Raw genomic sequence first — 21,290 nt, 5'->3', positions numbered from 1 at the left:
TTTTCGCAATATATTGCGAAAAAACTCCTTATTTATTTTTACGCCTTTTTCTCCTGTAGCATATACATAAGAAAAAGGAGGGATAAAGATGGGGATTGTTGAAACAGCTGAATGGCTACATTTATATTATGGACGGCCAGAAAAACTTTGTGAGAAATTTACGAAGTATATTCCGTTGCCAAAAGAAAGGTTGTATCGCTTTTTAATTTCAAAAGGGATGTATCGCCCGATCATGCGCGGAGAAAAGGAAATTAAAGAATTAGAGGAAAAGGAAATTTGGAAAGAATTGAGCCTGGAGTATGATAAACTGAAAAATTGGTTAAAAGGTCCAGATGTCCCTGTCTTTATTTTATTATCAGATTCCTATAATCGAACTGTACAAGAAGAGTATAACGGTAGGGCTGGATTATCTATGCGTCATGTTATTTTCTTATTCGTATGTGGGCGGAATTCGGTAGAAGAATTAAAAGTGTTATTGGCGCATGAATATCATCACATATGCAGGTTACATCAAATTGAGACGAAAGAAACAGAATATACATTACTTGATACGATGATTATGGAAGGGCTAGCGGAACAAGCAGTAACAGAAAGGTATACAGAAAAAAACAATGCACCGTGGACGGCGTATCTTTCAAAAGAAGAGGCTGTTTATTATTGGAAAAATGTTGTACATGAAAGAATAAGTATAAAACGAGGAACAAGGGAACATGACATCTTATTAAATGGCTTTCACTCTTATCCGAAGATGCTTGGCTATGCGCTTGGATTTCATATTGTCAAAGATTGTGTAACTTTGGAAGGAGAAGATACACTTTCTTTATTATCTATAGATGCAAAAGAAATATTGAATAAAGCAAATACATTTCATATATAAAAAAACAGGAATTCTATTTCCTGTTTTTTTAGTATTAATAGAAGAAAAAATAATAATTAGAATATATTTCCTCAAGTGGAATAAAGTTAAGCAAAAATGAACATAATGATTGGTACAAACAGTAGTGAAGTGAGGGGTAGTGAATGTTATATCTACATGATGTATGGGTAAATTGGTTTGAAGGTGAAGAAAATGGGTATAACGTTTGTCATTTTTACGAATGGCGGAAAGATGATACGATTGAGCTATTAGATCAAGTGCCATTATTAAAAGTAGATGCCACATTATATCATTACATCGAGAACGAATTGTTAGAGCTTCCGCAAAAAATGCTGGAAGACGTACATCATAAGGCTTATATTCGTAAAAATCATGAACGTTTGCAGCAAGAGTATTGCTTTGTTGTTACAGATGGGAAAGGCATTATTGCCATTGACACAATTGGTTACAATGTACCAATTCGCAAAAGTAGACTTATACCACGCCAAGAGCAAATGGTATATGAGATGGTAGAAAACGTACAAGCAGAAAAGTATGAGTTCCAAGTAGAAGAAACAGAAAAAGAACATCACATTTTATCACCATCGCCTTTCATTATGAATGGCTTGACTCGTAAAGAAAGACAGCTAAAACAATTATTATTTATGGCGTTAGATCAATTACATACAACGAAAAATACAGCAGAAATTCGCTATTGGTTCACAGAGTGGGATCCATCAGCGTATGGAATGGTTCAACATATGGAATTTGAAGATATTTGGGCTAAGCTGTATGATGAAGCGAAAACAGGCTGGTCTGATAAGCACGAACAATTATGCGAGCGTCTCGTAAAAGGACAGCCATTTTTTGAAAAGTTATGGGAAATGGAAAATGAGCAAAAGGTAAATTAAAAAACCGCCAATTGGCGGTTTTTTAATTTTGTAGTAATCTAGTTCCACCGAACATTCTAAACGAGCCGCTTCCACTTTATGTACAAATCCAGCTCCGGCAGCGAGCTCTTCGTGTCTAAGAACCTTCCGCATAAGAAGACAAAAAGCGTCTTCTATGCGAAAGAACCTTATCCAGTCAGAGCTGAACGAGCTGCCTCCGCTTTATATGTAATCTAGCTCCGGCTCCTAACCCTTCGCGTCTAAGAACCTTCCCCACAAGAAGGTAAAAAGCACCTTCTGTGGGAAAGAACCTTAGCCGTCAGGGCTAAGCAGTCGCCTCCGCTTTATATGTTACCTACGTTTTCTGCTTAGTCCCATTGCGTTTTCTACTTTGCGTAGTTGTTTGAATGCAACGCGGTTTGCTTTTTCTGCACCTTTGTCTAGGATTTCGTCTAGTTCTGGTGAGTTGATTAGTTCGTTATATTTGTCTTGGATTGGACGAATAGCTTCTACGACTACTTGCGCTAGGTCGCCTTTGAAGTCGCCGTATCCTTTTCCTTCGTACATTGCTTCGATTTCTTCAACTGTTTTTCCAGAGAATGAAGAGTAGATTGTTAATAAATTAGAGATACCAGGTTTGTTTTCCTTATCAAATTTCACAATACCTTCAGAGTCAGTTACAGCACTCTTAATTTTCTTTTCAATTGTTTTTGGCTCATCAAGCATACTAATCATTGATTTTGGATTCGGATCAGATTTACTCATTTTTTTCGTAGGCTCTGTTAATGACATAACGCGAGCTCCTACTTTTGGAATGCGAATTTCAGGCATTGTGAAGATTTCGCGGTAACGTTTGTTGAAACGCTCTGCTAAGTCACGTGTTAATTCGATATGTTGCTTTTGGTCATCACCAACCGGCACGATTTCAGTGTTGTAAAGTAAAATATCAGCAGCCATTAATGGTGGATACGTAAGTAATCCAGCTGGAACTGAATCTCTACCAGAAGCTTTATCTTTATATTGCGTCATACGTTCTAATTCTCCAACGTAAGCAACAGATTGCATGATCCATCCTAGTTGAGCGTGTGCTGGTACTTCTGATTGTACAAATAAAGTAGCTTTTTCAGGATCGATGCCGCATGCTACATAAAGTGCAGCAAGACTGCGGATGTTTTTACGAAGCCCGACGGGATCTTGAGGTACTGTAATCGCATGTTGGTTTACAATACAGAAATAACAGTCGTGTTCATTTTGAAGCTCTGTAAACTGCTTCATTGCTCCTAAATAGTTTCCAAGTGTAATCGTTCCACTTGGTTGAATACCAGAAAAGATAACTGACATAAGTAATTCCTCCTAAAATAGAATGCGTGATGTGGGGAAGAGAAGGCAAACAAAAAAGCCCATTCATCCCAAAAACTATAGGGACGAATGGACCGTGGTACCACCCTAATTATTTCACTACTGTGAAATCTCTCTAATCCATAATAACGTTTGGATATAACGCCAAAGCCTACTACTTTCGGTTCGGTTTGGTGCTCAAAAGCCCATTCCATACTGTACAATTACTTGTTCACACCAACCACAAGCTCTCTGAAATTGCCTCAATATGTACTCTTCTTTATCATCGCATACATATAAATTTATTTATTGTTACTTGAGCTCTTTTAATATGAAAGAACTAAAGTTTTATAACAAAATGTTTTGCTGATTATTATATCATATGGGATAGTGTTTGCAAACTACATCAAAATAGTAAAGCTAATGAGGGTCGAGAACAACCCAAGGAAGATACCTGTAATACAAATTGGATATGTCCATTTGAATGAATATGTTTTATAAATACGTTCTTTCTTATCTGTAGGTTCCTCGACTTCTTCAATTAAAGAGTCAATCTTTTTGTTCGTACCAAATACTCTTTGGAATGCGTAAATGGTTACATTGAAAAAACCATTTTGAAATATGTATAAAAAACCGCCGATCAGAATAAAAAACAGTGCAATATAAAACAAAATGTTGACAAAGTTCAACAAAAATTGAGATGAAATGAGGAATGCACCAATACTAGAAGCAATCATCGCTATAAAAATTAGTATACAAGTATGAAAAAAAACTTTATTCAAAATATTCCCCTCCGTCAAAATATTACTAGAATTATTATACTATAAAAGCTATAATAAGTACTAGGATTAATTTTTTGAAAATTATACGCAATTAAAGGTCTGATTTTAAGATGATGGTAGCAATGTTAATGTATCCCTTTACGAAAAATTAAAAATATAAATATTTTATTAAAAATTTTAACAAAAAAACAAAAAACTATATTCACAATTGTTATATTATATGTATAATGAAAATTGTAGAAACTTGGAGATTATTCTTTCAATTCTACTTTTTAACAAGTGAGGGTACAGGAAGTGCAATTAGGGGAGGCAACACAACATGAAGAAAAAGATACCGTTATTACTTGCATCAACTTTAACTGCAAGTATGTTGCTTAGCGCGTGTAGCTACCAAAAAGATGACGCAAAAGCAAAAGGGAAAGAGAACGCTACGAGTAGTAGTAACGGAAAACAGATTCTTAATTTAACAGAGTTATCTGAAATTCCGTCAATGGATGCATCATTGGCATCTGATTCTTCATCTTCTACAGCATTAAATAATACGATGGAAGGTTTATATCGTATTGGCAAAGATCAAAAGAGAATGCCTGGAGTTGCAGAAGATGTCGAAAAGCTAGATGATGGGAAGAAATACATATTTAAATTAAGAAAAGATGCGAAATGGTCGAATGGGGAACCTGTAACAGCTAAAGATTTTGTGTATTCATGGAAAAGAGCAGTAAATCCAGATACAAAAGCAACGTATTCGTACATTATGTTCGATATTAAAAATGCAGAGAAAATTCATAAAAAAGAATTACCTGCTGACCAATTAGGTGTAAAAGCGATTGATGATTATACATTAGAAGTAGAATTAGACAATCCCGTTCCTTACTTTATCGATTTAACAGTTTATCCAGTATTTTACCCACTAAATGAAAACTTTGTAAAAGCACAAGGTGATAAATTTGGTTTAGAGGCAAATACAACATTATATAACGGTCCATTCGTTATGAGTGATTGGAAACATGAACAAAGTTTCCAATTCAAGAAGAATCCTTCATATTGGGATAATAAAACGGTTAAAATCGAAGAAATCAACTTTAATATTGTAAAAAATACAGCAACTGATGTAAATTTATATGAGACAAACGCGATTGACCGAGCGGCTTTAACGTCTGAATTTGTTGATAAGTTTAGAAAAAGTCCAGAGTTCCAAACAAGAAAAGAAGCAGGGGTTGCTTACTTAAGATTTAATCAAAGTAATCAGTACTTAAGTAATAAAAACTTAAGAAAAGCAATTTCAATGTCCTTTGACCGTGATAACATTGCAAAAGTTATTTTAAATAACGGTGCAATTGGAGCTTACGGATTTGTTGGAAAAGATTTCGCTGAAGGTCCGAATAAAAAAGATTTCCGAGCTGAAAATGGAAAGCTAGTTGAAACAAATCCAAAAGAAGCGAAAAAGCTTTGGGAAACAGCGAAGAAAGAGCTTGGAACTGATAAAATCGAACTAGAATTCTTAAACTTTGATAATGAAGATGCTAAAAAGGTTGGGGAATTCTTAAAAGGTGAGATGGAAAAGAACTTACCAGGTTTATCAATTAAAATTAAACAGCAACCATTCGCACAAAAAAATAAATTAGAAGATTCTCAGCAATATGATATTGCGTTTGGTATTTGGGGACCAGATTTCCCAGATCCAATCTCATATTTAGATATGTTTGTTACGAATGGTTCTCAAAATAAAACAGGGTATTCTAATCAGAAATATGATGAGTTAATCCTAAAAGCTAAAACAGATACAAAAGATTTACAAGCTCGCTGGGACAACCTTCTAGAAGTAGAGAAGATGTTAATTAAAGAGGATGCAGTTATCACTCCAATCTTCCAAAAAGGTTCAGCGTATGTAGTAAAAGGTGCCGTAAAAGATATTATCCCAATTAACTATGGTGGTAAATTAACTTACAAATGGGCATCTGTTGAACAAAAATAATCTTTTTTTCCATCGTTTACAAGGGTATATGCCTATGATGGGCATATGCTCTTATTTTAAAAAAATAAAAGTAAGAATATTTTAAACTATCTTATTGCTTTTGAGAAAAACGGGGAGGTGCTTGATATGGGACGTTATGTATTAAAACGTTTCGTGTACATGGCTTTGACATTATTTTTAATTACTACACTGACTTTCTTTTTGATGAAATTACTTCCGGGTTCTCCGCTTAAAAACCAGGAGAAGCTATCACCGGCACAAAAAGAAATCATTCTTGAAAAATACGGATTGAATGATCCGGTACCAGTTCAATACGCACGTTACTTAGGTAACCTAGCAAAAGGTGATTTAGGGGTATCATTCCAATATGATAACCGCCCAGTAACAGACATGATTGTGGATCGTATTGGACCATCAGCCCAATTAGGTTTACAAGCGATTATATTAGGAACATTTATCGGTTTAATTTTAGGTATTGTTGCCGCACTTCGTAATAATACGTGGGTAGATTATAGTGCAACAGTTATTTCGGTACTCGGAATGTCGGTACCATCATTCGTATTCGCCGCATTACTGCAATATTTCGTAGGGGTAAAACTTGGCTGGTTCCCAGTAGCATTCTGGAAAGGACCAGAGTTTACTGTAATGCCTACAATTGCATTATCGATGGGAGTTATTGCAACAATCGCACGTTTCTCTCGTGCAGAATTAATTGAAGTTATGCAAGCCGATTACATTTTAACAGCGAAAGCGAAAGGAATTAGCCAAGGCGTTATCATTGTCAAACATGCACTTCGTAACGCGTTAATTCCAGTTGTAACAATTTTAGGACCAATGGTTGCGGCATTAATTACAGGAACACTTGTTATCGAGCAAATTTATGCTGTACCAGGACTTGGGGAACAATTCGTTAAATCGATTACTTTAAATGACTATACAGTTATTATGGGAACTACGATTTTCTATAGTGCAATCTTCATTTTAGTTATTTTCATTGTAGATATTTTATACGGAATTATTGATCCTCGTATTCGTTTAGCGGGAGGGAAAAAATGATGAAAGATGTACAAAAATTATCTCCAGATTTATTTCAACAAGCCAATCAAAATAATGTTGATAATGAAGTCATTGCCCGTCCAAGCCTAACGTTTTGGCAAGATGTAAGAAGACGTTTATTCCAACATAAAGGTGCGATGCTTGGCCTTGTATTATTAGTTATCATTGCACTATTAGCGATTTTTGGACCGATGGTAAGTAAACACTCGTATAAAGAGCAAGATTTAGGTCGAGCGAAATTACCACCAAAAATTCCAGTTATTGAAAATGTTCATTGGTTACCATTTGACGGTACAGATCAATATGGTGTTGACCAATATGAAAAACGTGATATTAAAGAGTACTTCTGGTTTGGTACAGATGATCTTGGCCGTGACTTATGGACAAGAACATGGGAAGGTACACGCGTATCATTATATATCGCTCTTTTAGCAGCAGCAATTGACTTAGTAATTGGGGTTGCATACGGAGGTATTTCAGCATTCTACGGCGGTAGAGTAGATAACATTATGCAACGTATTATGGAGATTATTAACGGTATTCCATACTTAATCATCGTTATTTTAATGGTAATCATTATGGGATCTGGTATTTGGTCAATTACACTCGCGATGGCGATTACAGGTTGGATAGGGATGTCGCGTATTGTTCGTGGACAAATCTTAAAGTTAAAAAACCAAGAATATGTATTAGCATCTCGTACATTAGGTGCAACAAATACACAATTAATTGTGAAACATTTAATTCCAAACGTAATGGGACCTATTATCGTAATGACAATGTTTACAATTCCATCAGCGGTGTTTGGTGAAGCGTTCTTAAGTTTCATCGGTTTAGGAATTCAGCCGCCATTTGCGTCACTAGGTTCTCTTGTAAATGATGGTTATAAATCTATTCAAACGTATCCGCATATGATGTTCATCCCTGCGGTTGTCATCAGTATATTAATTTTAGCGTTTAACTTAATGGCAGACGGATTACGCGACGCGTTAGATCCAAAAATGCGTAAGTAAAAGAGGGGAGAGGCAAAGATGAAAACATTGTTAGAGGTAAAAGATTTACAAGTCTCCTTTGATACACATGCAGGTGAAGTACAAGCTGTACGCGGCGTTACTTTTGATTTGAAAAAAGGAGAAACATTGGCGATTGTAGGAGAATCTGGTTCAGGGAAATCAGTTACTTCTAAAGCGTTAATGGGATTAATTCCGAATCCTCCTGGACGCATTAAAAATGGTGAAATCGTATTTGAAGGTCGTGACTTAACGAAATTAACAGAAAAAGAAATGCAGCAAGTACGCGGTAAAGATATCGCGATGATTTTCCAAGATCCAATGACATCATTAAACCCAACGATGACAATTGGAAATCAAATTATGGAAGGTCTAATTAAACACCAAGGGATGAGTAAAGCAGATGCACGTAAAGTTGCTTTAGAATTAATTGACCTTGTAGGTATTCCAAATCCAGAAGCTCGTTTAAAACAATATCCTCACCAATTCTCAGGTGGTATGAGACAGCGTGTAGTTATTGCGATGGCGTTAGCTTGTAACCCGAAATTATTAATTGCCGATGAGCCGACAACAGCGCTAGACGTTACGATTCAGGCGCAAATTTTAGAACTTATGAAAGACATTCAGCAAAAAACAGAAGCAGCAATCATTTTCATTACGCATGACTTAGGTGTAGTAGCAAACGTTGCGGACCGAGTGGCAGTTATGTACGCTGGTAAAGTTGTTGAAATTGGAACTGTAGATGAAATTTTCTACAATCCGAAACATCCATATACTTGGGGTTTAATCGCATCTATGCCAAGTTTAGATGGTTCAGAAGAAGAGTTATATGCAATTCCTGGAACGCCTCCAGATTTATTGAAGCCGCCAAAGGGAGATGCTTTTGCACCACGTAACCCGCAGGCACTGAAAATTGATTTTGAAATGGACCCACCTTTATTTAAAGTAAGTGATACGCACTATGCGGCAACTTGGTTACTTCACGAGCAAGCTCCAGAAGTAAAACCGCCAGCAGTCGTTGAAAAACGCATTCTTCAAATGAAAGCAGGTGAACAACATGACTAAACAACGTGAGAAATTAATTGAAGTAAAAAATGTAAAGCAGCACTTCGACGTGAGTGGTGGTGTTGTCAAAGCGGTTAATGATATTTCATTTGATATTTACCGCGGAGAAACATTTGGTCTTGTAGGAGAATCAGGTTGTGGTAAATCGACAACTGGAAGAACGATTATTCGTTTATATGATGCAACTGCTGGTGAAGTATTGTTCGATGGTGAAAACGTACATGGTAAGAAATCACGCGCAGAACTGAAGAAATTCAACCGTAAAATGCAAATGATTTTCCAAGATCCATACGCATCATTAAATCCTCGTATGACAGTAGGGGATATTATCGCAGAAGGTATTGATATTCACGGATTAGCGAAAAGTAAAAAAGAGCGCATGGACCGTGTTCATGAACTATTAAACACAGTTGGTTTAAATAAAGAGCACGCAAACCGTTTCCCACACGAATTCTCAGGTGGACAACGTCAGCGTATCGGTATCGCTCGAGCGCTTGCTGTAGACCCAGAATTTATCATTGCCGATGAGCCGATCTCAGCACTTGACGTATCGATTCAGGCGCAAGTTGTAAACTTACTGAAAAAGTTACAAAAAGAAAAAGGTTTAACATACTTATTCATCGCCCATGATTTATCAATGGTAAAATACATTAGTGATCGTATTGGTGTAATGTACCGTGGCCAAATCGTTGAGTTAACAACAAGTGATGAATTATATGCGAATCCAATTCATCCATATACGAAATCACTATTATCAGCGATTCCACTTCCAGATCCAGATTATGAGCGCAATCGTAAACGTATCGTATATGATCCATCACAGCATAATTATGGTAGTGAAGCACCAACAATGCGTGAAATTCGCCCAGGACATTTCGTACTATGTTCGGAAGCGGAGTACAAGAAATATAAAGAGATTTATCAATAAGAAAAAGAGCCATTCTTCTGTTATGGAAGGATGGCTCTTTTTCTACTATATAAAAGAATTGTATACATTTGTCGGTCAGTCGATATATTTAAAGAATCGCCGATATAAATCTCATGTATCATTAGTGATATCCATATGCAAAATTACTGAACTTGAACAGAAACATTCTCCTCTTGTTCTTCAGGTTTAACAAGTGCATAACGCTCCCATGCTCTACTTTTCCAGCGGAAGAACATAATAATGGCACGTGTCCATTCGTCGATGGCGATTGCTAGCCAAATACCAACGAGCCCCATATCTAAATGAAAGGCGAAAAAGTAACCTAGTGGTAAACTCATTAACACCATAGAGAAGGCACCGATTAAAACAGGATATTTTGCATCACCAGCTGCACGAAGCGAATTAATGATGACGATATTCATCGTACGTCCCGTTTCAAGTAGTACACTTAGTAAAAGAACACTTGCGCCTAACCCGATAATGTACGGATTATCTGTAAACAGTCCCATTAATTGTGTACGGAATGTAATAACGAGAGCGACCATACATAAAGTTACACCAATCGCCCATTTTACACTTTTCCACAAGCGTTCGTATGCTTCATCTTTTTCGCCACCACCAACGAGGCGGCCAATAATAATGGCTGTTCCCATACCAATTGCAATAGCGAATAAATAAGTGAACATAGAAATGTTCGTAGCGTATTGTCTAGCCGCTAACGATTCCGTTCCTAAATATGTTGCATAGTATAAGAAGACAATTTGACAAGCTTGATACATAACTTGCTCAAAAGCAGATGGAATCCCGATTTTTAAAATTTTCCCGATATATTCTTTTGATAAGGTGAAATAATATTGTAATTTTACACGATATTCCATAACGCGGTATAGTAACCAGAAGAAAACAATAAGCGCTATAAGTCGGCTGACAGCAGAAGAAATGGCAGCCCCTTGTACACCGAGCTCAGGGAAACCAAATTTCCCGAAAATGAGTACATAGTTTCCAGCGATATGAATCATATTCATTCCGAGTGAAATAAACATCGCTTGCTTTGTGAAACCGTGTACACGGATAATTGCGGCTAATGAGTTAATAATAGCTTGTAGGAAGATGGCTCCTCCGACGATAGATAAGTAGTTTTGCGCATACGTTAGTACATCGCCTTGTAAGTTCATTGCGAGCATCATATGTTTCGAAAATAAAAGAAAACCAGCGCTTATAACGAGCCCAACTATTAAATTTAATGTGACGGCTAATGCTGATATTTTAGATGCTTCCATAAAGCGTTTGGAACCGAGGTATTGAGATACGACGATAGCTGCGCCGTTCCCGATGACTTCTAGTACCAAAATAGCGATATGGAGGTATTGATTCGCTGCACCAACCCCAGATACAGCATCGTCTGATAATGCACTTAACATGAAAGTATCAGCGATCCCCATTAACATAAAAAGAAAAACTTCTAGAAAAATAGGCCATGTTAATAAGAATAAACTTAATTTCTCAGTAGGCCCGTTTTTTGCCTGAATTGCTGCCATGTCCGTCCCCTCTTTACCGATATCTATTTTTAGCAAAATGTATCGTAACATACTTTCTTAACCTTTGCACTCATTTTAGCCTACATATTTTTATTATGAAGAGAGTGCTATTTTATGATAAAAACAAAAGGATAATTATACATAAAGTATTATGAGATATAAAATTCATTTTTCTCTGATAATTTAGAAAAGTGTAAAAAATATTGTTTTTAACACTTTAGTAAGAATAATCAGCAATATGAAACGTTTACAAAGATTTATTTTTTAACAGGAAATTTTAATGAAATAGAAATATAAATATACAAAAAATATATTTGTGTGTATAATATGAATTATTAGAACATATATATATTTCTTTCTGTTTGAAAATGAAAGGGCTAACATTTTTATGGAGGGTGGAAGTATGAAAAAAAAGATGCCAGTTTTTGTAGTATCAACAGTAGCAATGAGCATGATGTTAGGGGCATGTAGCTACCAAAAAGATGAACCGCAAGCGAACGCAAAAGGGGATAGCGGGAAAAGCGGTGCGAAGCAAGTTATTAACTTAATTGAAACGCAAGAAATTCCAACGATGGATCCAGCGTTATCAGCTGATGCAGTTTCTTCAAGAGTAATGGGTAATACGATGGAAGGCTTATACAGTTTAGGAAAAGATGATAAGCTAGTTCCTGGTGTAGCGAAGGAATTCCAAAAATCAGAAGATGGTAAAAAATATACATTTAAATTACGTGAAGACGCAAAATGGTCAAATGGTGATCCTGTGACGGCAAAAGATTTCGTATACGCATGGCAAAGAGCGATTAACCCAGATACAGCTGCGAAATCAGCGTACATTATGTATGATATAAAAAATGCAGAGAAAATTAATAAAAAAGAGATGAGTCCGGATCAATTAGGGGTAAAGGCGATTGATGATTATACATTAGAAGTGGAATTAGATAATTCAATTCCATACCTTGTAGATTTAATGGTATATCCAATCTTCTATCCTGTGAATGAAAAGTTTGTGAAAGAGCAAGGTACGAAGTTTGGTTTGGAAGCGAATACAACGCTTTATAACGGGCCATTTACATTAAGTGATTGGCAACATGAACGTAGCTTTAAAATGACAAAGAGCGCGTCATATTGGGACAATAAAGAAGTGAAGATTGAAGAAGTAAACTTTAATATTGTAAAAGATACATCTACGCCAATTAACTTATATGAAACAAATGCAATTGATCGAGCGTCGTTATTAGCGGAGTTTATTGATAAATATAAAGGAAAACCAGATTTCCAAACAGTAGAAGATACATCTGTATTCTTCCTTCGTTTAAATCAAAAAGATCCAGCTTTAGCAAATAAAAATATTCGTAAAGCAATTTCACTTGCTTTTGACCGTAAGCCATTCGTGGATACATTATTAAATAACGGTTCTAAGCCAGCAACAGGATTAATTCCTGATAACTTCATTAAAGGACCAGATAAAAAAGATTTCCGTGCTGTAAACGGGGATATTGTAAAACCAAACGTGAAAGAAGCGAAGAAATATTGGGAAGCTGGTAAAAAAGAACTTGGTAAAAATGAAATCGAATTAGAATTATTAAATGAAGATGTAGAGTTATCAAAGAAAACTGGTGAATATTTAAAAGGTGAATTAGAAAAGAATTTACCAGGTTTAACAGTAAAAATTAAACAACAACCATTCGCACAAAAACTAAAATTAGAAGATGCGGGCGATTATGTCATGTCATTCTCTGGATGGAGTGCGGACTTCCCAGATCCAATTACATATCTTGATATGTTTGTAACAGATGGGTCACAAAATAAGATGAAGTACTCTAATCCAAAATACGATGAAATCATTATGAAGGCGAAAAAAGATGGAAGCGATGTAAATGCTCGTTGGAAGAACTTATTAGAAGCAGAAAAAATGTTACTTGATGATGCTGCGATTGTTCCAGTATATCAACGTGGTAGAGCATATTTACAAAGAGATTCAATTAAAAATATGTATAACCATAAATATGGCGGCGATTTAAGCTTTAAATGGGCGTCAGTAGAGAAATAAGAAAAAAAGCAGGCGATCGCCTGCTTTTTTTTAATACGTTCGTTTCTTATAAATGCCTTTTCCGCCAACTTGGTTCCAGCCAGATTGTACACCCAAACTTTTGTTAACAAACTTCATTTTTTCTTTTCCACCAAAGAGCTTTTCGCCGATGCTATTTGTAATGACACCAATCAATGCTGTTATTCCGATGATGAGGGCAGCAACCGTAATAAAATCAATAAAAAAAGCAATCATTTGAAAACTCCCCCTTTGCCTGTCTGTATGTTTATTGTATGAGATAAAAAATGAAAAAGAAAGAAATGTCAGAAAAATATTTAATTTACTTTAGAAATCGTGTAGACAGGAGGGAGGATATTTGTTAAAATAAGAACAAATGTTCCTTTTTATTCTCATTTGTATAGTCTTACATTTCTTAATTGATTTATCAAGAAAAAGTAAGAAAACGTTCTCTTTTTCATAGGGAAGATTATAGATAAATAACTATATATTATATGAAAAATCTATGAGAAGTGAGTAGTAAAAGGATTGAAAGTTATTGTTAAAGTACAGCTGAAGTGAGCGTAATCATGTTACATAGCAGTGAAATGCACGGAAGAGTTTTCTCAACTAGCAGGAAATTTACTGTATATTTCTTGCAAAATCTATTGTATAATGATTATAGAAGTTACTTATTAAAAGTAATTGTTGTTTATTATAAGTTGTTGCTTACATGAAATGCGATTTTTGTACTTTTCAATAAGACAAGTTATCGCGAAAAATTGCTGAAGTTAGAAATTAAAACTGTATTTAGTACAGAATTTGTACTCTTTAAGGAGAGTGAGCTTTGTATGGTAACATTATATAGTTCTCCAAGCTGTACGTCTTGTAGAAAGGCGAAATTATGGCTAGAGGAAAATCATATTCCCTATACAGAACGTAATATTTTCTCAGATCCATTAACGATTGAGGAAATTAAAGAGATTTTACGTATGACAGAAAGCGGAACGGATGAGATTATTTCTACTCGTTCGAAAGTTTTCCAAGAATTGAATGTAAACTTAGAGTCTTTACCACTTCAAGATTTATATAAGATGATTCGTGACTATCCAGGGATTTTACGTCGTCCAATTATGATTGACGAGAAACGCCTTCAAGTTGGTTACAACGAAGACGAAATTCGTCGTTTCTTACCACGTACAGTAAGAACGTTCCAATTACGTGAAGCACAACGTCTTGTAAATTAATTATAATAATATGAAAACCTTCTACCTATTATATAGTAGAAGGTTTTTTTTAATGTTTCACATTGCGTAATCGAACTTGTTGTACGATAAAGCCGATGCATAAAATAGTGAAAATGAACAAATAAGGAATGCTTGTAGTGAAACTTGGATTGTTATGAAAAAAGGTTGCAAGTCTGTCTTCATGTGTAACCATTTTTCCTGCAGTATAGGCAAGAATCGCTGCCCCGCAATAAATGAGGAATGGAAATCGTTCCATAAGTATTAAAATAAGTTTGCTGCCCCAAATAATAATCGGGATAGAAATGAGTAAGCCGATTATGACGAGTAAAAATCTCCCGTGAGCTGCACCTGCAATGGCAATAACATTATCAAACCCCATAACGAGATCCGCGAAAACAATTGTCCGCACAGCTTGAAATAAAGTTGTTTTTCCTTGAATAGAAGAAAGATCGTTGCTATTATCGGTTAATAAATTGACTGCAATTAATGTAAGTAAAACCCCGCCAATCAATTGTAGAAATGGAATGTCGAGTAAATAGACAGCTAGTATAGTAAGGATGATTCTTAGTACAATCGCTAAAAGAGTACCGATCAAAATAGCCTTATTTCGTTTCGATTCAGGTAAATTTCGGCTAGCTAGTGCGATGACGATTGCATTGTCACCACCTAATACAACATCGATACCGACAATCATTAGTACGGATGTTAAAAACTCTAAGTCCATTCGTCTGCCTCCATTTATGATGTTTTAATAAGCGAACTATATGTATGTGATGAAGAAAGTTGTTGTTAAATAATCTCTTCTAATAGAAGTTTCACTTTATTACAGTGTACGGGGGAATGTGGAAATGTATGTCCAAATTTTTTGTAAGTAAGAAATCGCTATAATAATATATTTATGTAGTTTATCGAGGAAAGATAGGCATATAACTATTTTTGTAAAATAAATCGATTTTATTTCCATTCTGGAGAATCTTATCATAAAATGAGAGTACAAGGATCTATTGATTTGTCATATGAGTGGGGAATCCCTTCATAACAATTCTAAGCAGGAAGGGAGAGTTGTATTTTGGATATTGAAAGAATTAATGATCATACGATGAAATTTTTTATTACGTACATTGATATAGAGGATAGAGGATTTAATCGTGAAGAAATTTGGTATGATCGCGAACGAAGTGAAGAGCTCTTTTGGGAGATGATGGACGAAGCTCGTGATCATGACGATTTCTTTATTGATGGACCGTTATGGATTCAAGTGCAAGCAGTCGATAAAGGGATTGAAGTACTTGTCACGAAAGCAGAGCTTTCAAAGGACGGACAAAAGCTGGAACTACCGATAGGGGTAGACAAAATTATAGATATTCCTCTAGATGAAGGCATCGAATCATTATTCCAACAAGAATTAGTCGAAGAGGTAGAAGAACAAACAGGAACAAACTTTAATGAAGATGGTACGTTTGGCTTTTTAATTAAATTTAATGATTTTGAAGATGTCATTTCATTAAGTCATCGTCTTATCTTTGAAGATATAAAAGATGAGCTGTATTCATTTGAGGACCGCTATTATGTATATGTGGAATTCGATGAAGTGCTACATGATGAAGAAGAAATCGATCGTATTTTAAGTATTATTTTAGAATATGGAGAAGAATCAACTTTAACAATTCATCGTGTAAGTGAGTATGGAAAACAAATTGTGAAAGAGCATGCGCTTGAAACGATTCGCAATAATTTTCCTGCTAAAACGTAGGCCGATTTCTGTAGTATGAAATCGGCTTTTTATATGAAGAATAGGAAAGCTTTCTTAGTTAGGAGGTAAGAGATGAAAAATACGTTAAAGCTGATTTTCTTTATACTGCTATTGTTCGCATTATTTGTTTCGTTACGTATGTTTATTGATGTAGCATTTTATTCAGATGTGATTGGGATAAAAGATGTTTCGATTTTAGGTATTATTAGTATTTTATTTACAGTATCTGCGTTTTTAATTGGTTGCGTTATTTTCTTAGAAAATCGACATCCATCTAAAACACTTACATGGTTAATTGTTTTAGGGATTTTTCCGGTATTTGGTTTCTTTGCTTATTTATTATTTGGACAAAATTTTCGAAGAAAAAGAATGTTCCAAAAGAAGGCGTTACTTGATGAACAGGCGTTTTTACAATATAAAGGGCATGAAGATTACGAAGAACGAATTTTACGCAATCATAAGCATCAAGAACTGTTATTTCGTTTAGCGGATCGATTAGGAGCTTTAAATATTTCATTTCAAACTGAAACGAGGACATTAACAAATGGAGATGAAACGTTTCGGGCTATTTTAAATGGGTTAAAACGAGCGAAACATCACATTCATATGGAATATTACATTGTGCGTGATGATAAATTAGGAACAGAAATTAAAGATATTTTAATACAAAAATCGAAAGAAGGCGTTGTTGTTCGCTTTTTATATGATGCGGTTGGAAGTTTTAAGTTATCGAAATCGTATATTGAAGAATTAAACGATGCAGGTGTAGAAATGATTCCATTCTTTCCTGTGCGCTTTCCGATTTTAAACGATAAGATTAATTATCGAAATCATAGGAAAATTGTTGTGATTGATGGGAACGAAGGGTTTGTAGGCGGATTAAATATCGGTGATGAGTATTTAGGGAAAAATAAATATTTTGGCTTTTGGCGAGATACGCATTTGTATTTACGTGGTGAAGCGGTTCAAAGTTTACAACTTATTTTCCTTCAAGACTGGTTTTATATGACTGGAGAGGCTGTGCTAGCCCCTGAATATTTACAAGCAAAAGCAGTTGAGGGTGATCATTGGGGAGGAGTGCAGCTAGTTGCAGGTGGCCCCGATAATAAGTGGGAAACGATTAAGCATTTATATTTCGCAATGATCGCTTCTGCTCGGAAATCAATTTGGATTGCAACGCCGTATTTTATTCCGGATGATGATATTTTATCCGCATTAAAGGTTGCTGCACTTGCTGGTATTGATGTTCGTTTATTAATGCCGAGTAAACCGGATAAGCGTACTGTCTTTTACGCATCGAGATCGTACTTCCCAGAGCTTTTAGATGCAGGAGTAAAGATATATGAATACGAAAAAGGTTTTCTTCATAGTAAAATTGTCATCGTTGATTCTGATTTAGCTTCAATTGGGACAGCTAATATGGATATGAGAAGTTTTCATTTGAATTTTGAAGTAAATGCCTTTTTATATGATACAGATAGCATTCGAAAACTTGTTCAAGACTTTAAAGATGATTTAGAAGAATCAAGTGAAATTCATGGTGATCATTTTCATAAAAGACGTCTTCATAGACGAATTGTTGAATCAACGTACCGATTATTATCACCTTTATTATAAAAAGAGATGTCCGAAATTGGGACATCTCTTTTTTAAAAGGAATTTGTAACAAATTGTAGAATATAAGGAGCTGAAAGGGTGTGATTACGATATTTATCGCTAAAAGAGAAAACGGTGAAAAAATTCATTTACTCTATAATTGTAATGAAGAGCTTTTGCGCCGTATGCGTCAACAAGAACGATTCTTTTGTGTAGCTTGCGGAAAGGAAGTGCAAATGAAATTAGGGAAACAAAAAAGTTGGCATTTTGCTCATAAAAAAGTGGATTCATGTCTTGCCTTTTATGAAGCGGAATCAAAGTATCATATGCATGGTAAAGAATTGTTATATAGATGGTTCAAACGTCAAAACTTTCAGGTGGATATAGAGTACTACCTCCCAGAAATTAAGCAACGACCAGATGTTTTTGTAGAGAGGGCGGGTAGAAAAATTGCAATTGAATACCAATGTGCAAACCTCGCTATAGAGCAGCTGTACAAAAGAACATATTCGTATTGGCAAGCTGGTATACAGGTCATTTGGATCGTTGGTGGAAATCAATTGAAAAAGCAATCTGCATATTGGATGAAATTTTCCTCACTTATGGCTTTCTCCTTACAATCTTATCCTCAGCCACTTCTTATTTTCTTCTGTCCGAAACAAAAATCATTTATGAAATGTGCATTTGTCACTCCCTTTTCTACAAATGTTTTTTTCTCACATACTATATATTTACCAACTGATGCGACTACTTTTGAAATGCTTTTTTCTCCTGTTCCTTTCGGGAAAGAAAGATTGGGTGAAGAGTGGAAGAAGAGAAAGAAAAACTTTCGCCAAAATGCCTTACCGATTTGGAATTATAATTATAAGTCATTATTACGCCTCTTATATCAATTTAAATGTACCCCAGCGAGCTTTCCTTCTGAAATTGGTGTTCCACTCCCTTCTGCATTTGCTTTTCAAACAAACCCATTTATATGGCAAGCTTTTCTATATATGAAGTGTATAGGGGAGCTTGCAGTGGGAGAGTGTATTTCTCTTCAATACGTGTGTAGTTATGTAAAAAGGTATACGAAAAGGAGGATACTTCCGTACTTTTCGCAGCACATATGGAAAATGGCAGTTACTGAATATATGACATTTTTATGCTATATAGGTGTTTTACGTAAAGTGGGAACTTATACGTACCGAAAAATAAGGGATGCCGTGATGTTAAAAACAGAGGAGGAAATTATGAAACATGATGAGATTTGCTTAATACATGCGCTATCTTTATTTGAGGCAAATTTTAACATGAGAGGAGGAAAAGCGGATATAATAAAGAATGATTGTGAAGGAATTACATAAGAAAAAAACGAATTGTACTTAAGTAGAGATATTTAAAGGAGGGCTTAAAGAATGTCTGAACAAAACAAAGCGAAAGCATTACCAGATCGCAACGAGATTGAAGAAGCAAGTACGTGGCGATTAGAAGATATTTTCCAAACGGATGCAGAATGGGAAAAAGAATTCCAAGCTATTAAAGAGCTATTACCGAAGTTAACTGAATTTAAAGGGAAACTTGGTGACTCTGCGGACAATTTACTTGAGGCATTGCAATATGAAGATGAAATATCAATGCGATTAGGTAAGTTATATACATATGCTCATATGCGTTACGATCAAGATACAACAAACTCTGTATATCAAGCATTAAATGATCGTGCAACAAATTTATATTCACAAGTATCTAGTAGCACAGCGTATATTGTGCCTGAAATTTTATCGATTTCAGAAGATACATTGCAAACATTCTTGAAGGAAAATAGAGATTTAAGTGTATATGAACATGCATTAGAAGAAATTACACGTCAACGCCCGCACGTATTATCAGAAGCTGAGGAAGCTTTATTAGCGGAAGCATCTGAAGTAATGAGTTCATCAAGCAATACATTTGGTATGTTGAATAACGCGGATTTAAAATTCCCATCTATTAAAGGGGAAGACGGAGAAGAAATAGAAATTACACATGGCCGTTACATTCAGTTTTTAGAAAGTGATGATCCTCGTGTTCGCAAAGATGCATTTAAAGCTGTATATGAAACGTACGGAAAATTTAAAAACACATTCGCAAGTACGTTAAGCGGAGCAGTAAAACGTAATAATTTCAATGCGCGTGTTCGTAAATATGATTCTGCTCGCCAAGCTGCACTGAGCAATAATAATATTCCGGAAGCAGTATACGATCAACTCGTTGAAACAGTAAATGACAACTTACATTTATTACACCGTTACATCGATATTCGTAAGCGTGCACTAGGACTTGATGAGCTTCATATGTATGATTTATATACACCACTTGTACCAGAAGTGAAAATGAATGTGAAATACGAAGAAGCGCAAGACCTTTTATTAAAATCTTTAAACGTACTTGGTGATGAATATGTTGATATTTTGAAAGAGGCATATGAAAATCGCTGGGTAGATGTGTATGAGAATAAAGGAAAACGAAGCGGGGCATATTCATCTGGTGCATATGGAACAAATCCGTATATTTTAATGAACTGGCATGATAATGTAAATAATTTATTTACACTTGCTCATGAGTTTGGTCATTCGGTGCATAGTTACTATACAAGAAAAACACAACCGCACGTATATGGTGATTATTCCATCTTCGTAGCAGAAGTGGCATCTACTTGTAATGAAGCACTTCTAAATGATTATTTATTAAAAACGACAGAAGATAAGAAAGAGCGTCTATATTTATTAAATCATTATTTAGAAGGGTTCCGTGGTACTGTATTCCGTCAAACGATGTTTGCAGAGTTTGAACATATTATTCATAAGAAAGTACAAGAAGGACATGCTGTTACGCCAGACATGTTAACGGAAATTTACTATGATTTAAATAAGAAATATTTCGGTGACGCTTTAGTAATCGACGAAGAGATTGGTTTAGAATGGTCTCGTATTCCACACTTCTACTACAACTATTACGTATATCAATACGCAACAGGATTTAGTGCAGCGACAGCTCTATCTAAACAGATTTTAGAAGAAGGACAACCAGCAGTAGAACGTTATATTAACGAGTTCTTAAAAGCAGGAAGCTCTGATTATCCAATTGAAGTGCTGAAAAAAGCAGGAGTAGATATGGCATCTCCTGAACCAGTAAAAGAGGCACTACAAGTATTTGAAGAGAAATTAAATGAATTAGAAGCATTATTATTTGAAGAAAAGTAATGAAAA

The 21,290-nt window shown here is 35.3% G+C and carries 19 protein-coding genes and 1 other annotated feature; of the genes, 13 read left to right on the top strand and 6 right to left on the bottom strand.

What is annotated here, in order from left to right; all coding sequences use genetic code 11:
• Nucleotides 1-88 precede the first annotated feature (88 nt).
• Nucleotides 89-877 (top strand): DUF2268 domain-containing protein, encoded by a 789-nt coding sequence (locus HMAS_RS18225; RefSeq protein ID WP_000513277.1) that lies wholly within the window; start codon nt 89-91, stop codon nt 875-877.
• A gap of 143 nt (nt 878-1,020) precedes the next feature.
• On the top strand, nt 1,021-1,767 hold the full coding sequence (locus HMAS_RS18220) for a YjbA family protein (protein ID WP_000966127.1): 747 nt from the start codon (nt 1,021-1,023) through the stop codon (nt 1,765-1,767).
• Here the strand turns inward: HMAS_RS18220 and HMAS_RS27955 are convergent.
• The 3 genes from HMAS_RS27955 to HMAS_RS18210 all read right to left on the bottom strand — a co-directional run bounded on the left by HMAS_RS27955 (nt 1,732) and on the right by HMAS_RS18210 (nt 3,866).
• Nucleotides 1,732-1,899: a hypothetical protein gene (locus tag HMAS_RS27955; protein WP_205420393.1), complete on the bottom strand. Its 168-nt coding sequence runs from the start codon at nt 1,897-1,899 to the stop codon at nt 1,732-1,734. The genes HMAS_RS18220 and HMAS_RS27955 overlap by 36 nt on opposite strands.
• A gap of 198 nt (nt 1,900-2,097) precedes the next feature.
• On the bottom strand, nt 2,098-3,087 hold the full coding sequence (trpS, locus tag HMAS_RS18215; RefSeq protein ID WP_000110982.1) for a tryptophan--tRNA ligase: 990 nt from the start codon (nt 3,085-3,087) through the stop codon (nt 2,098-2,100).
• A gap of 76 nt (nt 3,088-3,163) precedes the next feature.
• Nucleotides 3,164-3,380: a binding site (T-box leader), on the bottom strand.
• A gap of 105 nt (nt 3,381-3,485) precedes the next feature.
• The gene (locus tag HMAS_RS18210) at nt 3,486-3,866 is read right to left on the bottom strand and encodes a DUF3899 domain-containing protein (protein WP_001044997.1); all 381 of its coding nucleotides are present in this window, start codon (nt 3,864-3,866) and stop codon (nt 3,486-3,488) included.
• A gap of 319 nt (nt 3,867-4,185) precedes the next feature.
• Here HMAS_RS18210 and HMAS_RS18200 point away from each other — a divergent pair, with 319 nt between their 5' ends.
• The 5 genes from HMAS_RS18200 to HMAS_RS18180 all read left to right on the top strand — a co-directional run bounded on the left by HMAS_RS18200 (nt 4,186) and on the right by HMAS_RS18180 (nt 9,900).
• Nucleotides 4,186-5,841, top strand: a complete 1,656-nt coding sequence (locus HMAS_RS18200) for a peptide ABC transporter substrate-binding protein (protein WP_000727217.1) — start codon at nt 4,186-4,188, stop codon at nt 5,839-5,841.
• 126 nt (nt 5,842-5,967) lie between these two features.
• Nucleotides 5,968-6,897: an oligopeptide ABC transporter permease gene (gene opp3b, locus HMAS_RS18195; RefSeq protein WP_000534167.1), complete on the top strand. Its 930-nt coding sequence runs from the start codon at nt 5,968-5,970 to the stop codon at nt 6,895-6,897.
• On the top strand, nt 6,894-7,910 hold the full coding sequence (opp3C, locus tag HMAS_RS18190) for an oligopeptide ABC transporter permease (protein WP_000974106.1): 1,017 nt from the start codon (nt 6,894-6,896) through the stop codon (nt 7,908-7,910). The genes opp3b and opp3C overlap by 4 nt, the downstream gene beginning before the upstream one ends.
• Nucleotides 7,911-7,928: 18 nt before the next feature.
• Nucleotides 7,929-8,972 (top strand): ABC transporter ATP-binding protein, encoded by a 1,044-nt coding sequence (locus HMAS_RS18185; RefSeq protein ID WP_000854346.1) that lies wholly within the window; start codon nt 7,929-7,931, stop codon nt 8,970-8,972.
• Entirely contained in the window at nt 8,965-9,900 is a 936-nt protein-coding gene (locus tag HMAS_RS18180; protein ID WP_000166348.1) for an ABC transporter ATP-binding protein, read from the top strand. The genes HMAS_RS18185 and HMAS_RS18180 overlap by 8 nt, the downstream gene beginning before the upstream one ends.
• A gap of 143 nt (nt 9,901-10,043) precedes the next feature.
• Here HMAS_RS18180 and HMAS_RS18175 read toward each other — a convergent pair whose 3' ends face one another.
• Nucleotides 10,044-11,489, bottom strand: coding sequence for an MATE family efflux transporter (locus HMAS_RS18175; protein ID WP_002164600.1), 1,446 nt, complete (start codon nt 11,487-11,489; stop codon nt 10,044-10,046).
• 352 nt (nt 11,490-11,841) lie between these two features.
• On the opposite strand from HMAS_RS18175, the gene HMAS_RS18170 reads away from it, so the two are divergent.
• The gene (locus HMAS_RS18170) at nt 11,842-13,488 is read left to right on the top strand and encodes a peptide ABC transporter substrate-binding protein (protein ID WP_000728609.1); all 1,647 of its coding nucleotides are present in this window, start codon (nt 11,842-11,844) and stop codon (nt 13,486-13,488) included.
• A 30-nt stretch (nt 13,489-13,518) separates the two neighbouring features.
• On the opposite strand, the gene HMAS_RS18165 is transcribed toward HMAS_RS18170, so the two are convergent.
• Nucleotides 13,519-13,722 carry a hypothetical protein gene (locus HMAS_RS18165; RefSeq protein WP_000559972.1) on the bottom strand — a complete coding sequence of 68 codons (204 nt, stop codon included), beginning with the start codon at nt 13,720-13,722 and terminating at the stop codon, nt 13,519-13,521.
• A gap of 593 nt (nt 13,723-14,315) precedes the next feature.
• Between HMAS_RS18165 and spx the strand changes: the two genes are divergently transcribed.
• Nucleotides 14,316-14,711 carry a transcriptional regulator Spx gene (gene spx / locus HMAS_RS18160; protein WP_000258267.1) on the top strand — a complete coding sequence of 132 codons (396 nt, stop codon included), beginning with the start codon at nt 14,316-14,318 and terminating at the stop codon, nt 14,709-14,711.
• A gap of 49 nt (nt 14,712-14,760) precedes the next feature.
• On the opposite strand, the gene HMAS_RS18155 is transcribed toward spx, so the two are convergent.
• Entirely contained in the window at nt 14,761-15,435 is a 675-nt protein-coding gene (locus tag HMAS_RS18155; RefSeq protein ID WP_000362607.1) for a TerC family protein, read from the bottom strand.
• 345 nt (nt 15,436-15,780) lie between these two features.
• Here HMAS_RS18155 and mecA point away from each other — a divergent pair, with 345 nt between their 5' ends.
• From mecA to pepF, 4 genes are all read left to right on the top strand, one after another.
• Complete coding sequence (gene mecA / locus HMAS_RS18150; protein ID WP_000350713.1) at nt 15,781-16,464, top strand: adaptor protein MecA; 684 nt, start codon at nt 15,781-15,783, stop codon at nt 16,462-16,464.
• Between the two features lie 72 nt (nt 16,465-16,536).
• The gene (locus HMAS_RS18145) at nt 16,537-18,081 is read left to right on the top strand and encodes a cardiolipin synthase (protein WP_000799194.1); all 1,545 of its coding nucleotides are present in this window, start codon (nt 16,537-16,539) and stop codon (nt 18,079-18,081) included.
• An 80-nt stretch (nt 18,082-18,161) separates the two neighbouring features.
• A complete protein-coding gene (locus HMAS_RS18140) occupies nt 18,162-19,406 on the top strand; it encodes a competence protein CoiA (RefSeq protein ID WP_000628315.1) in 1,245 nt (414 codons plus the stop codon).
• Nucleotides 19,407-19,457: 51 nt separating this feature from the next.
• Nucleotides 19,458-21,284: an oligoendopeptidase F gene (pepF, locus tag HMAS_RS18135; protein ID WP_000003348.1), complete on the top strand. Its 1,827-nt coding sequence runs from the start codon at nt 19,458-19,460 to the stop codon at nt 21,282-21,284.
• The last annotated feature ends 6 nt before the right edge of the window (nt 21,285-21,290 follow it).

The organism is Bacillus sp. HMA207, assembly GCF_003402455.1.
GTDB lineage: Bacteria > Bacillota > Bacilli > Bacillales > Bacillaceae_G > Bacillus_A > Bacillus_A cereus.
The sequence above is the reverse complement of the archived record's forward strand: the minus strand, read 5'-3'. Positions and strand labels throughout refer to the sequence as shown.

Excerpts from the sequence above, each read along its gene's own strand:
- HMAS_RS18225 (WP_000513277.1), top strand. The coding sequence starts at position 89 with ATGGGGATTGTTGAAACAGCTGAATGGCTACATTTATATTATGGACGG.
- HMAS_RS18220 (WP_000966127.1), top strand. The coding sequence starts at position 1,021 with ATGTTATATCTACATGATGTATGGGTAAATTGGTTTGAAGGTGAAGAA.
- HMAS_RS27955 (WP_205420393.1), bottom strand. The coding sequence starts at position 1,899 with ATGCGGAAGGTTCTTAGACACGAAGAGCTCGCTGCCGGAGCTGGATTT.
- trpS (WP_000110982.1), bottom strand. The coding sequence starts at position 3,087 with ATGTCAGTTATCTTTTCTGGTATTCAACCAAGTGGAACGATTACACTT.
- HMAS_RS18200 (WP_000727217.1), top strand. The coding sequence starts at position 4,186 with ATGAAGAAAAAGATACCGTTATTACTTGCATCAACTTTAACTGCAAGT.
- opp3b (WP_000534167.1), top strand. The coding sequence starts at position 5,968 with ATGGGACGTTATGTATTAAAACGTTTCGTGTACATGGCTTTGACATTA.
- opp3C (WP_000974106.1), top strand. The coding sequence starts at position 6,894 with ATGATGAAAGATGTACAAAAATTATCTCCAGATTTATTTCAACAAGCC.
- HMAS_RS18185 (WP_000854346.1), top strand. The coding sequence starts at position 7,929 with ATGAAAACATTGTTAGAGGTAAAAGATTTACAAGTCTCCTTTGATACA.
- HMAS_RS18180 (WP_000166348.1), top strand. The coding sequence starts at position 8,965 with ATGACTAAACAACGTGAGAAATTAATTGAAGTAAAAAATGTAAAGCAG.
- HMAS_RS18175 (WP_002164600.1), bottom strand. The coding sequence starts at position 11,489 with ATGTTACGATACATTTTGCTAAAAATAGATATCGGTAAAGAGGGGACG.
- HMAS_RS18170 (WP_000728609.1), top strand. The coding sequence starts at position 11,842 with ATGAAAAAAAAGATGCCAGTTTTTGTAGTATCAACAGTAGCAATGAGC.
- HMAS_RS18165 (WP_000559972.1), bottom strand. The coding sequence starts at position 13,722 with ATGATTGCTTTTTTTATTGATTTTATTACGGTTGCTGCCCTCATCATC.
- spx (WP_000258267.1), top strand. The coding sequence starts at position 14,316 with ATGGTAACATTATATAGTTCTCCAAGCTGTACGTCTTGTAGAAAGGCG.
- HMAS_RS18155 (WP_000362607.1), bottom strand. The coding sequence starts at position 15,435 with ATGGACTTAGAGTTTTTAACATCCGTACTAATGATTGTCGGTATCGAT.
- HMAS_RS18145 (WP_000799194.1), top strand. The coding sequence starts at position 16,537 with ATGAAAAATACGTTAAAGCTGATTTTCTTTATACTGCTATTGTTCGCA.
- pepF (WP_000003348.1), top strand. The coding sequence starts at position 19,458 with ATGTCTGAACAAAACAAAGCGAAAGCATTACCAGATCGCAACGAGATT.